This window comes from Enterobacter cloacae complex sp. ECL414, assembly GCF_021869685.1.
GTDB classification, from domain to species: Bacteria; Pseudomonadota; Gammaproteobacteria; order Enterobacterales; family Enterobacteriaceae; genus Enterobacter; species Enterobacter kobei.
In genome coordinates, this window is record NZ_CP091481.1 from 931,419 (window position 1) to 954,842 (window position 23,424).

7 protein-coding genes are annotated in these 23,424 nt (G+C 59.1%); 4 read left to right on the forward strand and 3 right to left on the reverse strand.

Features of this window, described 5'->3' with window-relative positions; translation table 11 throughout:
* Positions 1-3 precede the first annotated feature (3 nt).
* From L3068_RS04370 to L3068_RS04380, 3 genes are all read right to left on the reverse strand, one after another.
* Positions 4-1,923: a TolC family protein gene (locus tag L3068_RS04370; protein WP_121909183.1), complete on the reverse strand. Its 1,920-nt coding sequence runs from the start codon at positions 1,921-1,923 to the stop codon at positions 4-6.
* A gap of 76 nt (positions 1,924-1,999) precedes the next feature.
* Positions 2,000-14,806 carry a cadherin-like domain-containing protein gene (locus L3068_RS04375; protein WP_214575360.1) on the reverse strand — a complete coding sequence of 4,269 codons (12,807 nt, stop codon included), beginning with the start codon at positions 14,804-14,806 and terminating at the stop codon, positions 2,000-2,002.
* Between the two features lie 397 nt (positions 14,807-15,203).
* A protein-coding gene (locus L3068_RS04380; RefSeq protein WP_226856257.1) for an IS1 family transposase occupies positions 15,204-15,901 on the reverse strand; the annotation gives its coding sequence in 2 pieces (ribosomal slippage) (positions 15,204-15,652 and positions 15,652-15,901; 699 coding nt in all).
* Between the two features lie 217 nt (positions 15,902-16,118).
* Here L3068_RS04380 and L3068_RS04385 point away from each other — a divergent pair.
* Genes L3068_RS04385 through L3068_RS04400 form a run of 4 tightly spaced genes read left to right on the forward strand, consistent with a single transcriptional unit; the run spans position 16,119 to position 23,424 of the window.
* Positions 16,119-17,828, forward strand: a complete 1,710-nt coding sequence (locus L3068_RS04385) for a class I SAM-dependent DNA methyltransferase (protein WP_236904779.1) — start codon at positions 16,119-16,121, stop codon at positions 17,826-17,828.
* A complete protein-coding gene (locus tag L3068_RS04390) occupies positions 17,818-19,125 on the forward strand; it encodes a restriction endonuclease subunit S (RefSeq protein WP_032634419.1) in 1,308 nt (435 codons plus the stop codon). Before L3068_RS04385 ends, L3068_RS04390 begins: the two co-directional genes overlap by 11 nt.
* A complete protein-coding gene (locus L3068_RS04395) occupies positions 19,118-20,293 on the forward strand; it encodes a DUF4268 domain-containing protein (RefSeq protein ID WP_001581473.1) in 1,176 nt (391 codons plus the stop codon). The genes L3068_RS04390 and L3068_RS04395 overlap by 8 nt, the downstream gene beginning before the upstream one ends.
* The gene (locus tag L3068_RS04400) at positions 20,293-23,424 is read left to right on the forward strand and encodes a type I restriction endonuclease subunit R (protein ID WP_023305543.1); all 3,132 of its coding nucleotides are present in this window, start codon (positions 20,293-20,295) and stop codon (positions 23,422-23,424) included. Before L3068_RS04395 ends, L3068_RS04400 begins: the two co-directional genes overlap by 1 nt.

Sequence of the window (23,424 nt, forward strand, 5' to 3'; positions counted from 1 at the left end):
TTATTAAGGGTTACTTGCCGTCATCACGCCGGTGTCGCCTGCCGCTTTATGCAGGTCGGACACCACGGAGAGCGCGGCGGCTTCTGCCAGCGCGCTGACCGAACGGGTGTTGACGTCATTCGGCAGATAGCTGGTGTATTTCTGGTAGGCGACCTGCGCGCCCTGGGCGTTATAGACCGCCATTTCCCACACGCCGCGCTGCGAGCCTGACGCGCGTTCAAGGTTGAGGTTCATTTGCAGTTTCACGCTGTCGGCGCCGTTGCCCTGCACCAGCTGGTTGGCGGCCAGCACATGGGTGACCGACTGATAAATCGCGCTCTTGTTGACGCCCGCTGGCAGGCGGCCCAGGGTGACGCTGACCGGATGGCGGGAAACTACCGCGTCGGCGCTCTGGGTGAAGACCTGCTTCTCGCCCGCCACCAGGCTCTGGTTGATTTCACGCGACAGGGTCGGCAGATCGCTGCTGGTCACCTTTTCCGGCAGCAGGTCGATGCCTACCGAGTTCAGCACGCGGCCATAGGCGGACTGCGCCTGCGCGTAGGAGGCGGCTTCCTGGAAGCGGGAGACGATGGAGCGCGCCTGGGTGCGCAGGGATTCCAGGTCGCTTGAGAGCGAGTTGTCGGAACCGGCGCGGGAGATGCTCGCCAGACGCTGGTCGACGCGGGCGGACTCCTGGGCTATCTGGTAGTCGTACACCGCGAGCTTGTAGCGCTCAACCGAGACGCGCACCTGAGTCAGCACCGCCATGCTCAGCGCCATACGGCGGGCATTGTCGGTGGCCAGGCGCGCGTCGTTGGTGCGGCTGATGGCCGGCGCGCTCAGCAGCTTGAACAGGTTCATGGAAACGCCCACGCCGCCCTGCACCCAGCTGTTGTTGTAGAGGTAGCTGTTGGAGTCGTAGCTGATGCCGCCGAACAGATTCAGGTTCGGGAACAGCGAGGCGATCTGGCGTTTAGTTTCCAGCACGTCGATGCGGGTTTTGTAATCTTCTTCACGCAGCTCTGGGCGGCGTTCCAGCGCCATCTGCTCAAGCGTATCAAGCTGGCTTGGCACGCCGGAAAGCGCCGGATTGGCGACGTCCTGTAAGGTGAAGTCGGTGGTGGACGGCAGGTTCAGCAGGGCGGCCAGCTCGCTTTTCGCCATCTGCATCTCCTGGCGCTTCTGGTTCAGCAGCGCCACCGCGTCGAGCAGGGCGCGCTGGTACTCCAGGCCCTCGACCGGCGGCAGAATGCCTGCGCGCTCCGCTTCGCGGGTTTTCTCAAGCGCGGTCTGGATCTCTTCGGCCAGCGGCTGCGCTTCGCTCAGCAGACGCTGTGCGCCCAGCGCGCGCCAGTACGCGTCGCGCACCTCCTGGACAATATTCTGCAATACCTTGCGGCGACGCTCTTCGGCGATGTTGACGTTATCCGCCTGCTGCTTCGCGCGGTAGTAGCTCATGCCGAAATCGAGCACGTCCCAGGAGAAGGTGGCGTCGGCCAGCAGGTGCTCGCGCTCTTCAGAGGTGGACGGACGCAGGCTGACGACCCGGTCTTCGATACCGACGCTGGTGCCGCCGGAATCGTTGTCGCGCCAGCGGTAGCCGGCATCGGTCATCAACTTCGGCAGCATATCCTGCTGGGAGATATCCAGGATGCCGCGCGACAGGGCGATTTCCATCATCTTCAGGCGGTAGTCGAGGTTGTATTTCAGCGCGCGGGCCATGGCGTCTGACAGGGTCAGCGGACCAGAGACCGGCTGCTGGTCGCGGTACATGGCGGCGCGGTCGGCGCTGACGCGCGCGCCGATTTCATCCTGGGTCAGCGGTTCAGGTTTAATGGTGCCGCAACCGCTTAACAGCAGCGCGGAAACCAGTGCGGCGACAGGGGCGAGCAGAGGCGCAGAACGTACGGCAGTCGGGGTTACGGCAGTTAAAGTCGTCATCATTGTTATGCTTAAAGTGTTGAGTTAACAATCCGGCGGCGCGGCGCCGCCGGTGTAAAAGGTTTTTGGAGTTGCGCGATTAACGATGCGGTGTGGCGCCTCCCACGGTGACCGGTTCCGGCGCGGCGACGCGGTTACGGGCCAGCGCGTCGACCTGCGCCGCCAGTGACGGCGCGCCTGGTCGGGCGGCGGCTTGCGGCACGATCACCACGCCCGGCGCGGCGGCGTGAGCCTGCTTCGCATCAGGGGTTTTCTCGCCGCGCTCCTGCTGCACGGTGGTTCTTTCGTTGATGCGCTCGTTAAGCGGCGGACGTTCCGGCGCGTTTTCCAGCACGGGCGCAGGCTGTACGGATTTATTCAGCGAGAAGTGGCTGAAGTGATCGCCCAGCAGCTGCGAACCGATACCGGTGGCGGCGAAGGTGTTCACCACGCTGCGTTGCAGCGTGGTGTTTACCCAGCGGGTAAAGAGAATGCCGTCTTCCAGCACCGGCGTGCCGTTGTCATTCATGCCGCGGCCCAGCTCGGTAATTTTGCGGTTCAGCTCCACCTTGCGAGAGAACTGGTCGCTGTACACGCCGTAGATGGCGGGCAGGATAAACAGACCCGGCGAATACGGCTGATCGAGCGACAGCTCGTAGTTGGTGTAGTAGCTCGGGAAGTGCTGATCGCCTGTGCGTACCGACTGCGGCGGCGTCACGCCGTGAATAACGATGGTCAGCTGCGCCTGGCTGGTATTGCCGTCGGCGTCGGTAATGGTGTAAGTGAACACCTCGCTCAGGGTGGCGTTGGCGTCCAGCGACGCCACGCGGCTGTTGCTGCGGTTCAGCACATAGCTGTAGTTGCCGCGGGCGTCGAGCGTCAGGGCGCCGAACTCGCCCAGGCTTACGCCGCCGACCGCGCCCGCGCGGTTGAGGTTCACGGAGGAAATCGCGCTCACCGGGCCGCCCGCCGCGGCGCCGTCTGCGCCGATAGCGTCGTTGCTAAAGACGTTGCCCGACGCCGCCTGCTGGCCGCGATCCTGGTCGATGCTGTTGTCGTCCGCTGCCGCGACCGGCGCGTCGTTGAGAATATTGACGCGCAGCAGGCCCGGCGCGCGGGTCTGCTGGCCGTTGACGGAGAACCGAATCTCTTCGCGGGTGGTGGATTCGCCCGGCTGGTTAACCGCCTGGGTCAGCGTGAAGCGGTATTGCAGCGTCGCGCGGCCTTCGCCGTCCACCTGGAAACCGGTGAGCGACAGCACGCCGTCCGGCGTTGCGATATCCACTGGCGCCTGGGCGCTCAGCGCCTGGAGCTGCGCAAGCGTCAGGGTCTGGCCGCCAATGGTCAGGCTTTCCACCGGCTCCAGCGACAGTACGGCCATCGCGCCCGTGGTGGTTTGCGCGCCGCTGGCCGTATCGACCAGACCTGCCTCTTTCACCCACGCCTCGGCTACGGGGTTCACCAGCAGGCGCAGTTCGCCCGTGGCGGTGCCGCCGTCGTTGCCGTCGCTCAGGGTGTAGTTCAACACTGGCGTAAAGCCGGACCAGCCGCTTGCCGGGGTAAACAGATAGCTGCCGTCGCGGTTAACCACCAGCGTGCCCTGGCCCGGGATCGTAATGATGTCCCCCGGCGCGTAGGTCGCGCCGCCGACGGTGATCTCCGCCACGTGCAGCGGGTCGCTGTCCGCGTCGCGGTCGTTGGTCAGCAGATTGCCGCTGACCGGCGTTTCCGGCAGGGTGCTCGCTTTATCCGCCACCGCGACCGGCGGGGTGTTGGTGACCTCAAGCGTGACCTGGGCGGTTTCGGTGACGCCGCCGCTGGTGACGGTATAGGTGAAGGTGTCCTGGCCGACGTAGCCCGCGTTTGGCGTATAAACCAGCTGCCCGTTTTCAATAGCGACGGAGCCGTGCGCGCCCTGGGTCACGCCGGTAATGGCCTGGTCCGGGTTAACGAAGCGGTCGTTGCCGATCGCATCAATCGTCACCGGCACGCCTGCGTGGGTGGTGGCGCTGTCATCTTTCACGTCCGCTACCGGGGTGACGGTGATGGCGAGCGTCGCGGTAGCGGTGCCGCCGTCGTTGCCGTCGCTGACCGTGTAGGTTACTACTGGCGCCGTGCCGTTCCAGTCGGCGACTGGCGTGAAGCGGTAGCTGCCGTCGCGGTTAACGGTCAGCGCGCCGACGCCCGCCAGCTGGACGGTGTCGCCCGGCTGAGCAGTCTGGCCGCCGACGGTAAAGCCCGCAATGTGCAGCGGGTCGCCGTCCGCGTCACGGTCGTTGAGCAGCAGGTCGCCGCGCGCCTCGTAATCTTCCGGCGAAGCCACTGTCTCGCCCGTTGCGACCGGCACGCTGTTGGTCAGGGTGACGGTGACGTTGGCGGTTTCGCGAACGCCGCCGCTCTCCACGGTGTAGGTGAAGGTATCCTGGCCGACATAGCCTGCCACAGGACGATAAACCAGCTGGCCGTTTTCAATGGTCACCGAGCCGTGCTGGCCCTGATCCACATCGATAATCGCTTTGTCGGCATTGCTGAAACTGTCGTTATGCAGCGCATCGATAGTGACCGCAACACCCGCATGGGTGCTGGCCGTATCGTCCTTCGCGTCCGCCACCGGCGTTACGCTAAAGGCGAGCGTGGCGGTGGAGACGCCGCCGTCTTTGCCGTCGCTGATGGTGTAGGTCGCGGCAGGCGGCACGCCGTTCCAGTCGGCCACTGGCACAAAGGTGAAGCTGCCGTCGGCGCGGATCGTCAAATCGCCATAGCCTGCCAGCGTCGCGGTGTCGCCCGCGAGGTAGCGGGTGCCGCCGACGGTAAACTCCGTCACGGCGAGGGCGTCGCCATCGTCATCGTGGGCGTTAGTCAGCAGGTTCTGCGCCGCAGTGCTGTTAAGCGTGGTGTCTTCCGGCGTGGAAATCGTCGGTACGCTGGTCAGACGCGGCGCCACGTTGGTGACGTCCACGGTAACGGTCGCGGTTTCGGTTTTGCCGCCGCTGGTGACGGTGTAGTCGAAGGTGTCGCTGCCGACATAGCCCGCGTTCGGGCGGTAGACGAGCGTGTTGTTCTCAATCGTCACCGTGCCGTGGGCGGCAGCGGTGACGCCGGTAATCGTCTGGTCGCTGTTGCTGAAGCTGTCGTTGTCGAGCGCGTCGATCACCACCGGCACATCGGCATGGGTGCTGACGCTGTCGTTGACCGCATCCGCGATCGGGTTGACGGTAAGTAAGAGCGTCGCCACGCTAAATCCGCCGTTGCCGTCGCTTACCTGGTAAAGGATCGGCTGCACGGCGCCGTTCCAGTCGGCGACTGGCACAAAGGTATAGCTGCCGTCGGCGTTAATGGTCAGGTCGCCCATGCCTGCAAGCGTCGCGGTCTGGCCCGCCGCGTAAATCTGCGTACCGGTACTGAACTGCGTGATGGCAAGAGCATCATTGTCATCATCGCTGTCGTTAGCCAGCAACCCGGTGGCGGCGCTGCGCGTCAGGGTAGTGTCTTCCGCAGTCCACGTAAAATCATCGTGCGCCACCGGCGCAATGTTGGCGATGGTGACATTAACGGTCGCGGTTTCCGTTACGCCGCCGCTGGTGACGGTATAGGTAAAGCTGTCAGTGCCGTTAAAGCCCGCGTTCGGGGTATAGCGCACCTTGCCGTTTTCAATCGCCACCGAGCCGTGCGCGCCCTGGGTCACGCCGGTAATGGCTTTGTCGCTGTTGCTGAATCTGTCGTTCGCCAGCACGTCGATGACTTTCGCCACGCCCGCGTGGGTGGTGGCGTTGTCGTCAACGGCGTCAGGGATCGCATCGTACTGAATGGTGAGCGTCGATGTGACGCTGCCGTTATCCCGGCCGTCCGTTGCCGTGTAGGTCACCACCGGTACGTTGCCGTTCCAGTCAGCCACCGGAATAAACGTCACGCTGCCGTCAGAAGTAATAGTCAGGCTTCCGTACCCCGCCAGATTGGCCGTCTCGCCTGACTGCCAGGTGGTACCGTTGACGGTAAAATCGGTCACCGTCAGGGTGTCGCCGTCGGCGTCGCTGCTGGTATCTAATAAAAGGCCAGGGATACCGATCGGCGAGTCTTCACGGTTAATCACTGTCCAGTGGGGCAGCGTCGGCGCGCTGTTGGTCAACGTCAGATAAACCGTGGCGGTCTCCTCGATACCGCCGCTGGTGACGGTATAGGTGAAGCTGTCGTTGCCGACGTAGCCGCTGGTCGGGGTGTAAACCACCTGGCCGTTGCTGATGCTAACCGTACCGTGCGCGCCGTCGGTGACGCCGGTAATCGCTTTGTCGCCGTTGGTGAAGCCGTCGTTGGTCAGGACATCGACCGTGACCGGGGCGCCCGCATGGGCTGTCCGGCTGTCGTCATGGGCGTCCTGCACCGGCGTGACGGTAATATCGAGGGCGGCGGTTTGCACGCCGTTGTCGCGCCCGTCGGTGACCTCATAAGTGACCTGCGGCACGCTGCCGTTCCAGTCGGCGACCGGAACAAAGGTATAGCTGCCGTCGGCGTTGATGGTCAGCGCGCCATAGCCCGCAAGCGTCGCGGTCTGGCCTGCGGCCCACGTCGTTGCGCCCACCGTAAATGCGCTGACTTTCAGCGTATCGCCGTCCGGGTCGCTGGCGCCGTTCAGCAGATTCTGCAAAGCCGTGCTGGTCAGCGTCTGGTCTTCCGCTGTGCTGGCGGTTTTGCCGACAACCCCGGTCGGCGCACCGTTCGTTAACGTTACGGTGACGTTCGCGGTTTCGGTTTTGCCGCCGCTGGTAACGGTATAAGTGAAACTATCGGTGCCGACATAGCCGTCGTTCAGGGTGTAAACCACCTTGCCGTTGCTGACGGTCACCGTACCGTGCGCGCCGTTGGTGGTGGCGGTAATGGCTTTGTCGCTGTTGGCGAAGCTGTCGTTATTAAAGACATCAATCACCAGCGGGTCGCGCCCGTGGCCGGTCTGGCTGTCGTTAAACGCATCCTGCACCGGCGTAACGGAGATATCGAGCCTCGAGGTGACGTCGCCGTTGGTGCGACCGTCGGTGATGGTGTAGGTCACCTGCGGCACGTTGCCGTTCCAGTCGGCGACCGGAACAAAGGTATAGCTGCCGTCGGCGTTGAGGGTCAGCGCGCCGTAGCCCGCAAGCGTGGCGGTCTGGCCGGCGGCCCAGGTGGTATTGCCCACCGTAAACGATTTCACCGTCAGCGCGTCGCCGTTCAGGTCGCTGGCGCCCGTCAGCAGATTTTCGCCGTTGGTAAGCGTTGTGTCTTCCGCCGTGCTGCCGGTTTTAGCCAGGCCGACCTGCGGCGCGTCGTTGACCAGAGTGAGGGTGACCGTCGCGGTTTCGGTTTTGCCGCCGCTGGTGACGGTATAGGTGAAGGTATCGGTGCCGACATAGCCGCTGGTCGGCGTGTAAATCACCTGGCCGTTGCTGATGCTAACCGTACCGTAAGCGCCGTTGGTCTTGCCGGTAATCGCTTTATCGCCGTTGCTGAATTTATCGTTGGCGAAAACGTCGATGGTCACCGGCGTACCCGCGTGGGTCGTCAGGCTGTCGTCAAAGGCGTCTTTTACCGGCGTGACGGTTATCTTCAACTGCGCCGTGGTCGCGCCGTTGGTGCGGCCATCAACCACCCGGTAGGTCACCGTCGGCACCGTACCGTTCCAGTCGGCGACCGGGACAAAAGTATAGCTGCCGTCGGCGTTGATGGTCAGTTTGCCATACCCGGTGAGGTCGGCGGTCTGGCCTGCGGTAAACACCGTGCCGACGCCGCTGACGGAGTAGTTAAGAATGCTCAGCGTATCGCCATCAGGGTCGGAATCGTTCAGCAGCAGGTTTTGCGCGGCGGAGCTGGTCAGCGTCGTATCTTCCGGCGTGCTGACGTTTTCACCCTGGGTGACCGGGGCGGCGTTATTCATCTGAATCGTGACCGTCGCGGTTTCGGTCACGCCGCCGCTGGTGACGGTATAGGTGAACGTATCGCTGCCGACGTAGCTCGTGGTGTTAGGGGTATAAATCACCTTGCCGTTGTCGATAACCACGGAACCATAAACGCCCCGGGTGACCGCCGTGATCGCTTTATCGCTGTTGCTGAAGCTGTCGTTGCCCAGCACGTCGATGGTTTTCGCCTCGCCTGAATGGGTGGCGGCGGTGTCGCTCACCGCGTCCGCCACCGCTGTAATGCTCATGCTGATGCTCTGCGCCGTGCTCCAGTGGCTGGTCTGGCCGCTGTTGAAGGCGCTTTGCAGATCCTGCGTGCTGCCCGCGGCGCTGACGCCGGTATCGGCGGAACTGGTGCTGTCGGAGACGCGCACCGCCAGGCCGCCCGGCACCGCGCCGTTGTAGTCGGCCAGCGGCACAAAGCGCAGCTGGGTCGAGGCGAGCAGCACCAGCGCGTTGGTTTCGCTGTAGCTTGTGCCAAGCGCAGTCCAGGTCGTGCCGTTGGTAGAGTACTCCCAGTGGCCGAGGCTTGCGTCGGTGGTGTTGCCGACGATCGCCACATAGCCGATAGCGCCGCTGGCCTTGTCGCCGCCAGCAATTCCCGTCTGGTTGTCGGCGGCGTCGCTGTAGCTGCCAAGAATAGAGCTCAGCGTTTTGCCAACTGGCGTATCTTCCTGCATGGTCAGCGGCGTCGCGCTAATCGTCGGACGGTCGTTGACGTTAGTGACGCTGGTTGAGAGGGTGACCATCGCTGCGCTATAGCGTGAACTACTGCCGTTGGTTGCCGTTGATACAGTCTGGCCGCTGGTCAGCGACCCTGTCGTTGCGGTGGTGTCGCCGTTGTTGTTGGTTTCCACCAGACGTACTTTCAAGGCAGCAGGCGTCCCGAAGAAGTCAGCGGCAGGTACAAAGCGGACTTTGGCCGTTGCATCCAGCAGCAGGGCGTTGGCGTCGGTGCGGCTGCCAATGGCAGCCCAGGTCGTGCCGCCATCGGTGGAGTATTGCCATTCGCCCTGCGCGCTGTTGACTGACAGGTTAGTGATAGCCACGCCCCAGAAACTGTCAGCGCTGGTGCCGCCGGTTGCCGTAATGGACGCATTGTTGACCTGATCGTTCGGGTCCGAGAAGTTACCGGCAAACAGGTTGGCAATGGTGTCGCCGGTAATCGCTGCGGCGCTGGTGTCTTCGCTCACCGGGGCCAGCGTCTGGGTAGCGCCGCCCAGCACGACCGGGGCATCGTTCGACGGTTTCACGGTCACGCTAAAGGTACGGGTGGTGACCAGCGCGGCGGAGGTGTCATCGGCGTAGCTGATGTCGCCCGGGTTCGCGTTCGGGTTATTGCTGTCGCCGGTAAGCGTGGTCGGGCGGCTGCCGTGGTTGGCGTTATCGTTCACCACTACGGTGACGTTAAAGGTGCCGTTCCAGTCGGCGGCGGTGACGCCCGCGTTGGTCGGCAGGTTCACCGTCAGGTTAGCGAGGCGGCTGTTGATCTGCGAAAGCGTGCCGGTAAGTGTGAAGCTGGTGGTGTTGACGCCGCCCGCATCAACGGTGCCGCCCGTCCCGCCAATCGTTTTAAAGGTAAAGCCGCCCGGCAGAGTGACCGTCACCGTCAGGCTGGCGCTGTCGGCGTCCGGGTCCGCCACGGTAATGGCGGGCAGGTCGACGGTCGTTGAGCCTTCGTTGACTGACTTGTCCGTCACCGTGATGGTCGCCGGATCGTTGACGTCGCTTGGGAAGACGCTGCGCCATGCGGTACTGACGTTCTGGCTCAGGCCGGAAGGCAGCGCGCCGTAAGGGTCGATAGCCGTGGTCGGCACCGCCGCGACGCCGGTGACGGCATCGTTCTGGCCGCCGTTGGCGCTGTTGGCGCTTGTCAGGTTGCCAGAGGCGTCGCGCAGGCGATCGTCGGCAATCACTTCCACACGCCAGGCGTTATCGGCGTTCGACAGGGCGGAGCCGGTCATGGAGACGGTCAGCGCCGCCAGGTACGCGTTCACCTGGCTCAGCGTGCCGCGGATCACCAGTGCGGACTCGCTGCCGTTATAGACGCTGTCAATCGTCACGCCGGACGTTGTGTTGCTGGAGCTAATGGTGATGTCGGATACGCCGGCGTTACTGTACTGCGCGGCGGTCAGCGGCACGCCGCTGGCGTCGGTGATGCGCACCGTCACCTGCATAAAATCGGTTTCGCCGTCGGCGATATTGCCGCCGTCGGTGTAATCCGGGTCGGAAATTACAAAGCCGCCGACTTTGGTGCCGTCGACTACCGCCGGATCGCTGTTGAGGTAAACCGTACCGCCCGTTGCAGAGACAACCGGCGCGTCGTTCACCGGCACAATGGTGAGGTTCAGCGTCTGGTCGGCCGGGTCGGCCTGCACGGTGTCGCCGATATGCGAGTCGCCGTCGTCCAGATGCAGGGTGATGGTGACATCGCCCGCCGCTGCGCCGTTCAGGTCGTGGTTGACGTTGGCGCCGCTCTGCCAGGTGAGGCCGAGCGCCGCGTCGTTCAGCAGCGCTTCAATGTCGCTGGCGCGACCGGCCAGCGTCAGCGTGCCGGAGTTGTCGCCGGAAATCGTAACCGGCTGGCTGCCGGCGGCGCTTGCGGTGGCGCTGGTGTTCACGTCCGCGCCGCCGATGCCGAGGGTGCCGGACGGCGCGGTGATGGTGACGGTCACCGGCGTGCCGAAGGCGGCGGATTCGGTGTCCTGCACCACGATATTGCCGCCGATAAAGCTTGCCTGATCTTCATAAACGGTACGGTCCAGGTTGGTCACGGTCAGCGTGCCCGGATCGTTGATTTCCGAGGCGCGAATGGTGACGGACGCCGCGCTCAGGTTGCCGCTTTTTTCCGGTACGGAGGCGCTGTACCAGTTGTACTCGGTGGCGTCGACGGCGGTGGCCGCCGCGCCTCTGCCAGGCGTCGCGGGCTGGTTCAGCGTGCCGCCGTTAGCGCCTGCCGTCAGCGTGCCGCTTGCGTCGCGCAGGCGGTCATCGGCGATAGTCTGCACCTGATAGGTGGCGTTGCGGTCGGTTCTGAAGGTCACCGTCAGGCCCGCCAGCGCCGCGTTCACCTGGGCGCGGGTGCCGCTCAAGACCAGATAGTCGTGCTGGCCGCCGTGGGCGGTAGAGATCTTCGCGCCGCTGCCGGTCGCGTAACCCAGGGTCACGTCGCTGTATTCGCTGGCCACGAAGGCGCTGCCGTCCGCATGCAGCAGACGCACGGTCACCTGCAAATAATCGCTCTCGCCATCGGTCACGCCGTCTGTCAGATCCCCATCTTTGACCGAGAAGCCCGGCAGGGCGTTGCTCGTCGCCGTGGCGCTGGCGATGTTCTTGATGCCCGACGGCGCGGTCACTTCCGGCGCGTCGTCGGTCGGGCGGGTGTAGATCCAGAACGCGTTGCCGGTCTGCTCTTTGTCGCCGTCAGAAATCGTGAAGGTGAACTTATCGTCCGGGGTGGCGGGTTCGCTGTTGCCGCTGCCTTCGGTGCCGTCGTTCAGGTAGTAAATGTACCCGTTCGCCACATCCTGCTGGGTGAAGGAGGAGCCTTTGCCGATGGGGCTGAAGTTCACACCATCTTTGGAATAGGCCAGGGTGCCGTGGGTCGGCGCGCCGGTGATGGTGTACTGCAGCTGCATTGAGCTGCTGTCGGAATCGTAGGCTTGCAGCATGGCGCTGGTTATCTGGCCATAGCTTCCTTCGGTGACGTACAGCGGGTTGTTGACTGGCGTGCCGCCAATCAGGTTCGGCGAGCCTGCGGTCACCGTCGGGTCGGCCTGGGTCGGGTCTTTGGCGATCTGCGGCGCGTCGTTGACGTTAGTTATCTGGATTTTCACCGTCGCGTCGCTGGCGGAGGTGGCGCCCCAGCGGTCGGTGGCCGATACGGTAAAGGTGGTGGAGCGCACTTCCGAGCCGTCGCTGACGAAGCGCAGCCCGGTGGTCGAGGCGCTGGCGGTAAGCAGCGAGGCGTTGAGCGTCTGGCCGACGGTAACGTCAACCCACTGCGAGCCGTTGTAGTATTGCAGCGTGCAGCCGTCCGGCAGCGTTTTGATGGTGAACGTCAGGGCGTTGGCGCCGGTCGCGTCGTTGTTATAGGCGTAATTGTTGGCGCTGGCGCTGCCGTCTTTGATCGTCGCGCTCTCTTCCAGCCCGTTGCCGCTGTTGGCGTCGTCCGGGTCGCTTATCGCTATCTGGCCGGTGGTCAGGTAAGCGGTTTCGCCTTCGGCGATGACGGTGGAGGAGGAGCCGGAGCCGGTCACCACCGGCAGATCGTTCACTGGCGTGACGTAGATGTTCAGCGTCGGCGTCCAGATATTGGTCACCGGGTTGCCGTTGGCATCGAGCGTGGTCAGACCCGCCGAGACAGAGAACGCCGCGGCGTAGACAAAGGTCTCTCCGCCGTCGTGCTGGAAGCGAATATTGCCGCTGTCGAGGTCGGCCTGCGTAAAGGTGGCATATTCGCCGAGCGTCACCCAGCTGCCGCCGACATTTTTTTGCAGCTCGCCGCCTCTTGCGCCGTTCGAGAAACCGAGGAAGGTATAGACCACCTGCGAGGCGTCCACGCCCGTGGCGGTGTAGCTCAGGCCCGGCACGCTGGAGAAGTCGCCGCTGGTGCCGTTCAGCACGAGGGTGCCGCCTTCTTCTACTTCGCCGCGGGCGTTGCCGGAGGTGAAGTCCACGCCCGCCCAGGTGGAGTCGCGGTTGGTGATGGTGGTGACGCGATCCGGGATCGTGCCGGGACCGCCGCCCGTGACCACCGCAAGGCCGATGGTAAAGGTAAAGCTGGTCAGCGTTTCGGTGCCCGGCGTGTACACCCCGCCGATGCGGCTGTAGGTCGTGCCGTCGGCGTTCCAGCGCAGCGCAGCGGTGTTGTCCACCACCACAAAGTTGAAGCTGTCGGTGTCACCCGACGCGCTGGCGCTGGCGTACTGCACGTACTGCACTTTGCCGTCGACGATATCCTGCATGGTGAAGGTGCCGCCGTTTTGCAGGCGGTAGCCGTCCAGCGTCAGGTAACCGTGGGTGAGCTTGCTGTCGTCAACGATAAAGCTGAGGTGGTTATCGGTGGAATCCACGTCGCTTGCGCCGATCATCGCAGACGTAAGGGTGACGGCGTTCGCCAGATCGTCCACCTGCGCGTGCAGCGTTACGTTGTCCAGAGTCGGGTCGTCATCCACCGGGCGCACGGTCAGGGTAATGGTGCCGTCGGTGCTGGCCGGCACGCCGGTACCGCCGCCCTGGTCGGTGACGCGTACGCCAAAGCTGTCGGTGCCCTGGTTTTCACTGCCGTCGTTAGCATAGGTCAGCAGATTGCGATCGGCATAGTCAAAGGTCTGGCCGACGGTGACGGCGACGCCGTTAAACCAGAGCGTGCCGTGGGTCGGCAGGGCGGTAATGGTGAGAGTCAGCGTTGTGTCGCCCGGATCGCCGCCGCCGTCCGCCTCTATATACTGGCCGACGTTGCCGGTGTTGACCGCATTGTTGGGCTGGCCTTCAAAGACCACGCCGCTGCCGCTAAGGGTCGGCGCCTGGTTCTGCGGGGTAATGTTCAGCGTGACGTGGACGGTATCGGACTGCGCCTTCGGCGTCGCGCCGTCGTTGATGACCGCCGTAAAGCCGTCGGCGGCGTTCTGGTCTGCGCCCGTGGCGGTGTGGACATACTTCACCTTGCCGTCGATCAAATCCTGCTGGGTAAAGATAGAGCCGACGCCCATCCGGTCGCCGTTCAGCGTCAGATAGCCATACTGCGGCAGGTCGGTCAGACCATAGACAATCTGCACGGGCTGCTGGGTGCCCGCCGTTACTTCCGCATCGATGGCGTTAAGGGTCACGGTGGTGATGACGCTGCCGCCCGATTCGATCTCCGGCACGTTCTGGGTGGCGTCGGCCACGCTTACCGGGTCGTTCGACGGGGTCACGGTCACATCGATGGATTTGCTGGTGCTGACGCCCGCGCTGTCGCGCACCGTGACGTCCAGCTTGCCGCTGGCGGCGGTGTTGCCAAGCTCGACGTCAGCGGAGGTAAAGGTGATGCTGTTAAGCCAGGCCTGCGCTTCGCTGGCAGTGCCGGTCATGGTCAGCGAAGCGTTGCTGGTCTGGCTGTCGCTGAGTTTGCCGATGGCGCTGTTGCTCAGGCTCACCGTGACGGTGACGGTTTCGCTGGCGTCCGTGGTGCTGACCTGCCAGCCGCTGAGCGTGGCGGTATCGGCGCCTGCGGCGTTAAGGCTGCTCGGCTCGGCGACGGTGATGCCTTTTTCCGGCGCGGTGACTTCCGGCCCGGCCAGCAGACCGTCGTAATCAAAGGCGAAGGTTTTCGCTTCAATGCTGCCGGTATGGTTTTCCAGCACCCAGTCGCCGGAAAGCGCCGCGCTGCCGGTCATGTCGCTGGAGGCCGCCACGTCCGCCTGAGTCACTTCGGCGAAGCGGGTGATAAAGGCGTTATCCTGGGCGGAGACGTCGCAGCCATAAAGCAGGATCTCGCCGCTGTCGCTAAGGCTTGCGCCGATAGCGCTGAGCTGTGAAGACCACGCCGAGAGGTTGTCCGCCGTCAGCACATCGGTGCCAAGCGTAATGGTGTCGGACGCGCCGTGGCTCAGAATATGAATGGCGGAAATATTGGTTTCGCCTTTCAGCGCGTCGGCAAGCTGGCTCAGACCCGAGCTGTTTTCATCGATAATCACCACCTGGCTGCCCTGCGGCACCTGGTCCACCAGCGACTGCCAGCCGGAGATATGCTGGTCTATTACATAGACTTCGCTGGCGGCGCTGCCCGGTTTTTCGCTTGCGGCGTCGGCTGTGGCGGCGTGGGGAATATCCAGCGCCTTCGCGGGTTCGGTGGCGCTTTCATGGTGCACCAGATCGCTTGCCGATGCCTCATGGATGGCGGTTTCAGCCAGAGCGGCTCCATCAAAAAGCTGGCGAGACTCAAGAGCAAAGCGATGCGCACGCGGACGTAAACGACGGTTCTTTATTGTAGTCATAGGTTTACTGCTCTTAAAAAATAGAGTGACTGGATAAATATTCTGAGTTCAGCGTTGCCAGGAGCGTACACCATGTCGCCCCGCCAGCCCTGAAAAAACCAATACGACGAAAGGCTTAACCGTAAGCAAAATTTTATAATTAATTTCATTATTAGCATTTGAATACTTTTAAAACAACTCGCTTTTAGTAACAATTAAGCAACGCTGAAAACCGAAAAGGTAAAGCAAAAGTTCGGCGCATTAGAATTAAATACTAACTTTATGAAAAATTCGGGTTATTATTTTATTAATTACCGTTACCGCATTAGTGAATTATGATTTTTATAAATTGCGCAAAAAAAAGAGCAAAATCTGCTTGGCCTCTCAATATTAGTAGTATTTAGGTAATGACTCCAACTTACTGATGGCGTTTTATGTTCAGATAATGCCCGATGACTTTGTCATGCAGCTCCACCGATTTTGAGAACGACAGTGACTTCCGTCCCAGCCTTGCCAGATGTTGTCTCAGATTCAGGTTATGTCGCTCAATGCGCTGAGTGTAACGCTTGCTGATTACGTGCAGCTTTCCCTTCAGGCGGGATTCATACAGCGGCCAGCCATCCGTCATCCATACCACGACCTCAAAGGCCGACAGCAGGCTCAGAAGACGCTCCAGTGTGGCCAGAGTGCGTTCACCGAAGACGTGCGCCACAACCGTCCTCCGTATCCTGTCATACGCGTAAAACAGCCAGCGCTGACGTGATTTAGCACCGACGTAGCCCCACTGTTCGTCCATTTCAGCGCAGACAATCACATCACTGCCCGGCTGTATGCGCGAGGTTACCGACTGCGGCCTGAGTTTTTTAAGTGACGTAAAATCGTGTTGAGGCCAACGCCCATAATGCGGGCGGTTGCCCGGCATCCAACGCCATTCATGGCCATATCAATGATTTTCTGGTGCGTACCGGGTTGAGAAGCGGTGTAAGTGAACTGCAGTTGCCATGTTTTACGGCAGTGAGAGCAGAGATAGCGCTGATGTCCGGCAGTACTTTTACCGTTACGCACCACGCCTTCAGTAGCTGAGCAGGAGGGACAACTGATGGAGATGGAAGCCACGGGAGCACCTCAAAAACACCATCATACACTAAATCAGTAAGTTGGCACCATTACCCGGAACTTAATGTCAACTTAGCCATAGCCCATCTTCCACTTCTTTGCGCTATCTCGTTTATGAACCTAGTCATTCCGGGTATCATTTTGCGATTAGCATTCCAAAACCAAATTTAAGATAGGCATGTTTGCACTATCGCTGCGATCGCCCCTGAGGATTTTCATGAACAACGCCGAACAACAGTTCCTGAACGAGCTGGATAACAAATTCTGGAAAGCCGCCGACAAGCTACGCGCCAACATGGATGCCGCCAACTACAAGCACGTGGTGCTGGGGCTTATCTTCCTCAAGTATGTGTCCGATGCCTTCGAGGCGCGTCAGCAGGAGCTAATCACCTTGTTCCGCGATGTCGGCAACCCGGACAACATCTATGCCATGTCGCGCGACGGTTACGACTCTGATGAAGAGTACGCACAGGCGATTGTGGATGAACTGGAGGTGGAAGATTACTACACCGAAAAGAACATCTTCTGGGTGCCGAAAGCCGCGCGCTGGGACACGCTGAAAAACAAAGCCATGTTGCCGACCGGCACCGTGCTGTGGGTGGATGAAACCACCGGCAAGGATGTGACGCTGCGCTCTGTGTCCTGGCTGGTGGATAACGCGCTCGATGAAATCGAAAAAACCAACCCGAAGCTGAAAGGTATTCTGAACCGTATCAGCCAGTATCAATTGGGCAACGAAGTGTTGACCGGGCTGATTAATACTTTCTCTGACGCCAACTTCAGCAACCCGGAATATAACGGCAAGAAGCTCAACTTAAAGAGCAAAGATATTCTCGGTCACGTGTACGAATATTTCCTCGGCCAGTTCGCGCTGGCGGAAGGTAAGCAGGGCGGCCAGTATTACACGCCAAAAAGTATCGTCACCCTGATTGTTGAAATGCTGCAACCGTATAACGGGCGCGTGTATGACCCGGCGATGGGTTCCGGCGGGTTCTTTGTTTCCAGCGACCGTTTTATCGAAGAGCACGTGGGCGAGAAGCAGTACAACGCCGCCGAGCAGAAGCGCAATATCTCTGTTTACGGCCAGGAGTCGAACCCGACCACCTGGAAGCTGGCGGCAATGAATATGGCGATCCGGGGTATCGACTTTAACTTCGGCAGCAAAAACGCCGACACCCTGCTGGACGACCAGCACCCGGATCTGCGAGCTGACTTCGTGATAGCGAACCCGCCGTTCAACATGAAGGAGTGGTGGAACGCCAAGCTGGAAAACGACGTGCGCTGGAAATACGGCACACCGCCGCAGGGCAACGCCAACTTTGCGTGGATGCAGCACATGATCCATCACCTTGCGCCAAAAGGTTCGATGGCGCTGCTGCTGGCGAACGGTTCGATGAGCTCCAACACCAACAACGAAGGCGAAATCCGCCGTAACCTGATCAAAGCCGATTTGGTCGAGTGCATGGTGGCGCTACCGGGCCAGCTCTTTACCAACACCCAAATCCCGGCCTGTATCTGGTTCCTGACCAAAGACAAATCCAGCGGCAACGGCAAAGCGCACCGCAAAGGCGAAGTGCTGTTTATCGACGCCCGCAAGATTGGCTTTATGAAAGACCGCGTGCTGCGTGACTTTACTCGTGAAGATATCGCCAGAATTGCCGACACCTTCCACAAATGGCAGGCAGATAAAGAGTACGAAGACGAAGCCGGATTCTGCTTCTCTGCAACGCTGGAAGATATTCAGAAAAACGACTTTGTGTTGACCCCTGGGCGCTATGTTGGTGCTACCGAGCAAGACGAAGATGATGAACCCTTTGCCGAGAAAATGGCACGATTGACGACGCAACTGAAAGATCAGTTGGAAGAGAGCGCGAACCTAGAAGCACAGATTAAGGCGAATCTGGGGGGGCTGGGTTATGAGTTTTGAGATCCCATTCTCTCATATTGCAGAGATTATTATGGGGCAATCCCCTAAAGGCGAAGAGGTTAATAATGAGGGGATAGGACTCCCCTTATTGAATGGACCTACAGAGTTTACTGACCGTTACCCTGCACCTGTGCAGCATACTGCATATGCAAAAAAAATATCGCTACCAGGAGATATTTTATTTTGTGTTCGTGGTTCAACAACCGGCAGGATGAACTATTCTGATCAAAAATATTGTATAGGTCGAGGTCTTGCTGCAATAAGAGGTCGAAACGGATATCCGACACCTTACGTTAAAGCTGTATTAGAGACTTATCTTCCTAAATTGCTGGCAGCTGCGACAGGATCAACTTTTCCTAATGTTAGCAAAGACCTTATTAATAATATTCCAGTAAGTGTTTTACCTGTTGAGAATGCTTGTAATATTAGTAAGCTCATCGAATTGCAGGAAGAGAAAGTATTCACGAATAATCAGATAAACCAAACCCTCGAACAAATGGCACAAGCCCTGTTCAAAAGCTGGTTTGTTAATTTTGAACCCGTAAAGGCCAAAATGGCAGTGCTGGAAGCGGGCGGTTCGCAGGAAGACGCGATGCTTGCCGCTATGACAGCGATTTCCGGAAAAGATGATGATGCGCTGGTGGTTTTTGAGCGTGAACACCCTGAACAATATGCCGAGTTAAAAGCCACGGCAGAACTGTTTCCGTCCGCGATGCAGGATAGTGAGTTGGGAAATATCCCTGTGACATGGGAGTTAGGGAAGCTTCAAGATTTGTTGGTATTACAGAGAGGTTTTGATCTCCCTTCATCGGCACGAAAAGATGGTGAGTTTCCTCTGATTGCCGCCAGTGGCCCCAACGGTACTCATAATGTGGCAATGGCTAAAGCTCCGGGCGTTATAACTGGTCGTTCTGGTGTGCTTGGTAAAGTTTATTTAACGCTTGAAGATTATTGGCCATTGAATACAACCCTTTGGGTAAAGGAATTCAAACGTGCAACACCCTGTTACGCTTATGAGTTGCTGCGACTATTAGATATGAAAGCGTTTAATGCAGGTTCAGCTGTTCCTTCTTTGAACCGTAATCATATACATAGTTTGAGCTATCCACTCCCCCCTATGGCATTAGTAAATTTGTTTGAATCATCAGCCTTGCTTTTGCATCAGCGTGCACATGTAAATTTAAAACACTCTCAATCTTTGGCATTACTCCGCGACACCCTTCTCCCCAAACTCCTCTCGGGTGAAATCACCCTACCGGAAGCCGAGCAGGCGGTAAGTGAGGCGGAAAATGTATAAAGTCGATACGCCGACCAATAGTCTGCATTCTCTGCAAGAGGTGTCGTTCAGCAGCCTCGGCTTTCGCGAGCGCGATCACCTGCAGGAGTGGCTGGCAAAGAATCCCCAGGCGTTAACCCGCGACAACGACGATGAGTTGCTGATTATCCAGAAAGAGTTCGCCGGTTTTGACGACACCAAAGAACGTCTCGATCTGCTGGCGCTCGATAAAAAAGGCAACCTGGTCATCATCGAAAATAAGCTTGATGATTCCGGGCGCGACGTCGTCTGGCAGGCGCTGAAATATGCCGGCTACTGCGCCAACCTGCGTCAGGAGAGCGTGGTGGAGATCTTCCAGCTTTATCTGGATCAGTATGAGCCCAACGAGAACCGCCAGGCGGCAGAGGTCATCGCCGAATTTATGGGCTGGGAAAGCCTGAAAGAAGGGGTGCTCAACCGCAAAGGCACCCAGCGCGTCATCATGGTTGCGGCCAATTTCCGCAAAGAGGTCACCAATACCGCGCTGTGGTTGATGCAGTTTGGTATCCGCGCCCAGTGCTTCAAAGTGACCCCCTACCGTTTTGGTGAAGACGTGTTTGTCGATATCCGCCAGGTTATCCCAACCCCGGAAGCGGAGTCGTACATGATTGGCATGGCGCAAAAAGAGGCGGAAGAGCAGTCCACCTCCAGCAGTAGCGAACTGCAGCAGCGTCACTATCTGCGCCGCGAGTTCTGGACGATGGCGCTGGAAAAATTCCGCACCAGCCCCTGTTCACTGTTTAACAACCGCGCTCCCTCAACCGATCACTGGCTGGCTGCCGGGTCGGGCGTTAGCGGCGTGCCGTTTGAGCTTATCTTTTCCCAGAAAGACGCTCGCGTGCAGCTCAATATTTCGCGCGGAGATGCGCTGGAAAACACCTGGTTATTTGAACGCCTTCAGGAACGTAAAACGCACATTGAATCGCTGTTTGGCGAGCCGCTCGACTGGCGGTTGCTGCCAGAGCGAAAAAGCTGCCAGATCGTCTGTTCAAAGACGTTTGACGGCGGCAATAAAGAGATCTGGCCTGTCATTATCGACTGGATGATGGATAGCATGAACCGTCTGGAAAAAGCGATCCGCCCGAGCCTGCTGGAACTGGCGATTGAGCTGAAACAGACCGGTATGATCACCGAGGGAGAGGAAGAGTAATGCTGAGCGAAGACGATTTAGAGCAGCAATGCCTGAAATGGTTTGCTGAACAGGACTGGGAAGTGCTGCACGGGCCAGATATCGCGCCGGATGGCGACAACCCGCTGCGTGCTTCATTTCATGATGTGTTTCTGCGCCCGGTGATGCTGGAGCAGCTGCAAACCATCAACCCCCATCTCCCTGTTTCCGTGCTGGAAGAGGTGATACTCCGTATTACCCGCCCCGAAAGCCCGGATCTGGTCGTCAGCAACAAAGCATTCCATCACCTGTTGCTCGACGGCGTACCCGTTGAGTACAAGCGTGAAGACAAAACGGTTCACGATAAAGCCCTGCTGATGGATTTCAACCATCCCGGCAATAACCGCTTTATGGTCGTAAATCAGGTGGCTATTCAGGGGATAAAACAGGTTCGTCGTCCGGATATTATCTGCTATATCAACGGCCTGCCGGTGGCGGTGATTGAGCTGAAAAGCCCGATTGATGCCAATGCCGATATCTGGGCTGCGTTTAACCAGCTGCAGACCTATAAAAACGAACTCAGCGACCTGTTTATCTGTAACGAAGCGCTGGTAGTGAGCGACGGGCAAAATGCGCGTATCGGCTCTCTGACCGCTGATGAAGAGCGTTTTCTGCCGTGGAAAACGGTGGCGAACGAAGATGATAAACCGCAGTTTCACTGGCAGCTTAAAACGGTAGTGCAGGGCTTCTTTAATAGCGAACTGCTGCTCGATTACATTCGTTTCTTTGTGCTGTTTGAAAACGATGGCAAACGGCTTATCAAAAAGATTGCCGCTTACCATCAGTTCCACGCGGTGCGTGAAGCGGTTGCGGCAACGATTGTGGCCTCTACCGGTAAACATCTTCCGCTGCGCAGCAACATTACCCCCGGCAGTAAAAAAGCGGGCGTGGTGTGGCATACCCAGGGCTCCGGCAAAAGTATCTCCATGTGCTGTTACGCCGGAAAGCTGCTGCAACAAACAGAGATGAATAATCCGACCATCGTCGTGGTGACCGACCGTAACGATCTTGACGGGCAGCTCTACGCCACGTTTTGCCAGGCGCATGATTTACTCAAGCAAACGCCGTTACAGGCCAACGACCGCGACGAACTGCGCGAGCTGCTCAACGCCCGTGAATCCGGCGGCATTATCTTTACCACCGTGCAGAAGTTTGCGCCGCTGGACAGTGAACAGAGCCATCCGGCACTTAACGTCCGCAGCAACATCGTGGTGATTTCCGATGAAGCGCACCGCAGCCAATATGGCCTGAGCGCCACGCTGGACCGGCAAACCGGGGCCTATAAATACGGCTACGCCAAGCATATGCGCGATGCGCTACCGAATGCGTCGTTTATGGGCTTCACTGGTACGCCGATTGCCTCGGAAGATAAAGATACCCGTGCCGTGTTCGGTGATTATGTCTCTATCTACGATATTCAGGATGCGGTTGATGATGGCGCGACGGTGCCGATTTACTACGAATCCCGGCTGGCAAAACTCGATCTGAACCATGACGAGCTGGAAACGCTCTCTGATCAGGTCGATGAACTGGTAGAAGACGAAGAAACGGGCCAGCAAGAAAAAACCAAAGGTGACTGGAGCCGTCTGGAAAAGCTGGTCGGTTCAGAGCCACGTATTCAGCAGGTCGCCGCCGATCTGGTTCAGCATTTTGAAACACGTAACACTGCCATGAACGGCAAGGCGATGGTTGTCGCCATGAGCCGCGAGATCTGCGTGAAACTGTACGATGCCATCGTGGCGATACGCCCTGAATGGCACAGTGAAGACGTTGAACAAGGGGCGATCAAAGTCATCATGACCGGATCGGCGTCAGATAAAGATCACCTGCAATCGCATATTTACAACAAACAGACCAAAAAACGCCTGGAAGCCCGCTTTAAAGATCTGAACGATCCGCTGAAACTGGTGATTGTGCGGGATATGTGGCTGACCGGGTTTGATGCCCCATGCTGTCACACCATGTATATCGACAAACCGATGCGCGGCCATAATTTGATGCAGGCGATTGCCCGCGTTAACCGTGTGTTCCGGGATAAACCCGGCGGGCTGGTGGTGGATTATATCGGCATTGCCAACGAGCTGAAGCAGGCGCTGAAAACCTATACCGATTCAAAAGGCAAAGGACAGACAACGGTCGATGCCAGGGAAGCCTTTGCGATTCTGCTGGAAAAAATGGATGTCATTCATGGGATGTTTGCCCGTTCGGCGGGTAAGCCGGGATTTGATTACACGGGCTTCTCCCGCGATCCGCTGGCCTTCTTGCGTGATGCCGTGAACTACATTCTGGGACTGGATGACGGTAAAAAACGCTACCTCGATGTTTCGCTGGCGATGAGTAAAGCCTGGTCACTGTGTAATACGCTGGATGAGGCGAAACCCTTACAGGAGGAGTTCGCGTTTCTTTCGGCGGTCAGGGTGGGGCTTATCAAGCTCGATCCGAAGGCAAAGTTTAGCCAGTCAGAAAAAAACTCTCTTCTGAGCAAGATCCTCGATAACGCGGTTGTCGCGACCGGGGTTGAGGATGTCTTCGCACTCGCCGGGCTGGATAAACCGAACATAGGTTTGCTGTCCGATGAGTTTTTGGAAGAAGTGCGGGAAATGCCGCAGCGTAATCTGGCAGTGGAACTGCTGGAAAAACTGCTCAATGACGGCATTCATGCCCGTTCGGGCAATAACGTGGTGCAGCAGAAGAAATACTCCGACCGACTGAAAGCGGTGCTGCTCAAATACAATAACCGCGCCATTGAGACCGCGCAGGTGATTGAAGAGCTGATCCAGATGGCGAAAGCGTTCCAGGAGGCGATGGCGCGTGATGATGCGTTAGGGCTGACCCCGGATGAAATCGCCTTCTATGATGCGCTGGCTGAAAATGAAAGTGCAGTGCGTGAACTGGGCGATGATACGCTGAGAAAGCTGGCCATCGAAGTGACATTGAAATTGCGGCAGTCCACCACCGTGGACTGGCAGGTGCGTGAAAGCGTGCGTGCCCGATTGCGTATTCTGGTGCGCCAGACGCTGCGTAAGTATAAGTATCCGCCGGACAAAACGCCGGGCGCCGTGGAACTGATTTTGAAGCAGGCAGAAGTGGTGTCGAACAGCTGGACAGTCTAA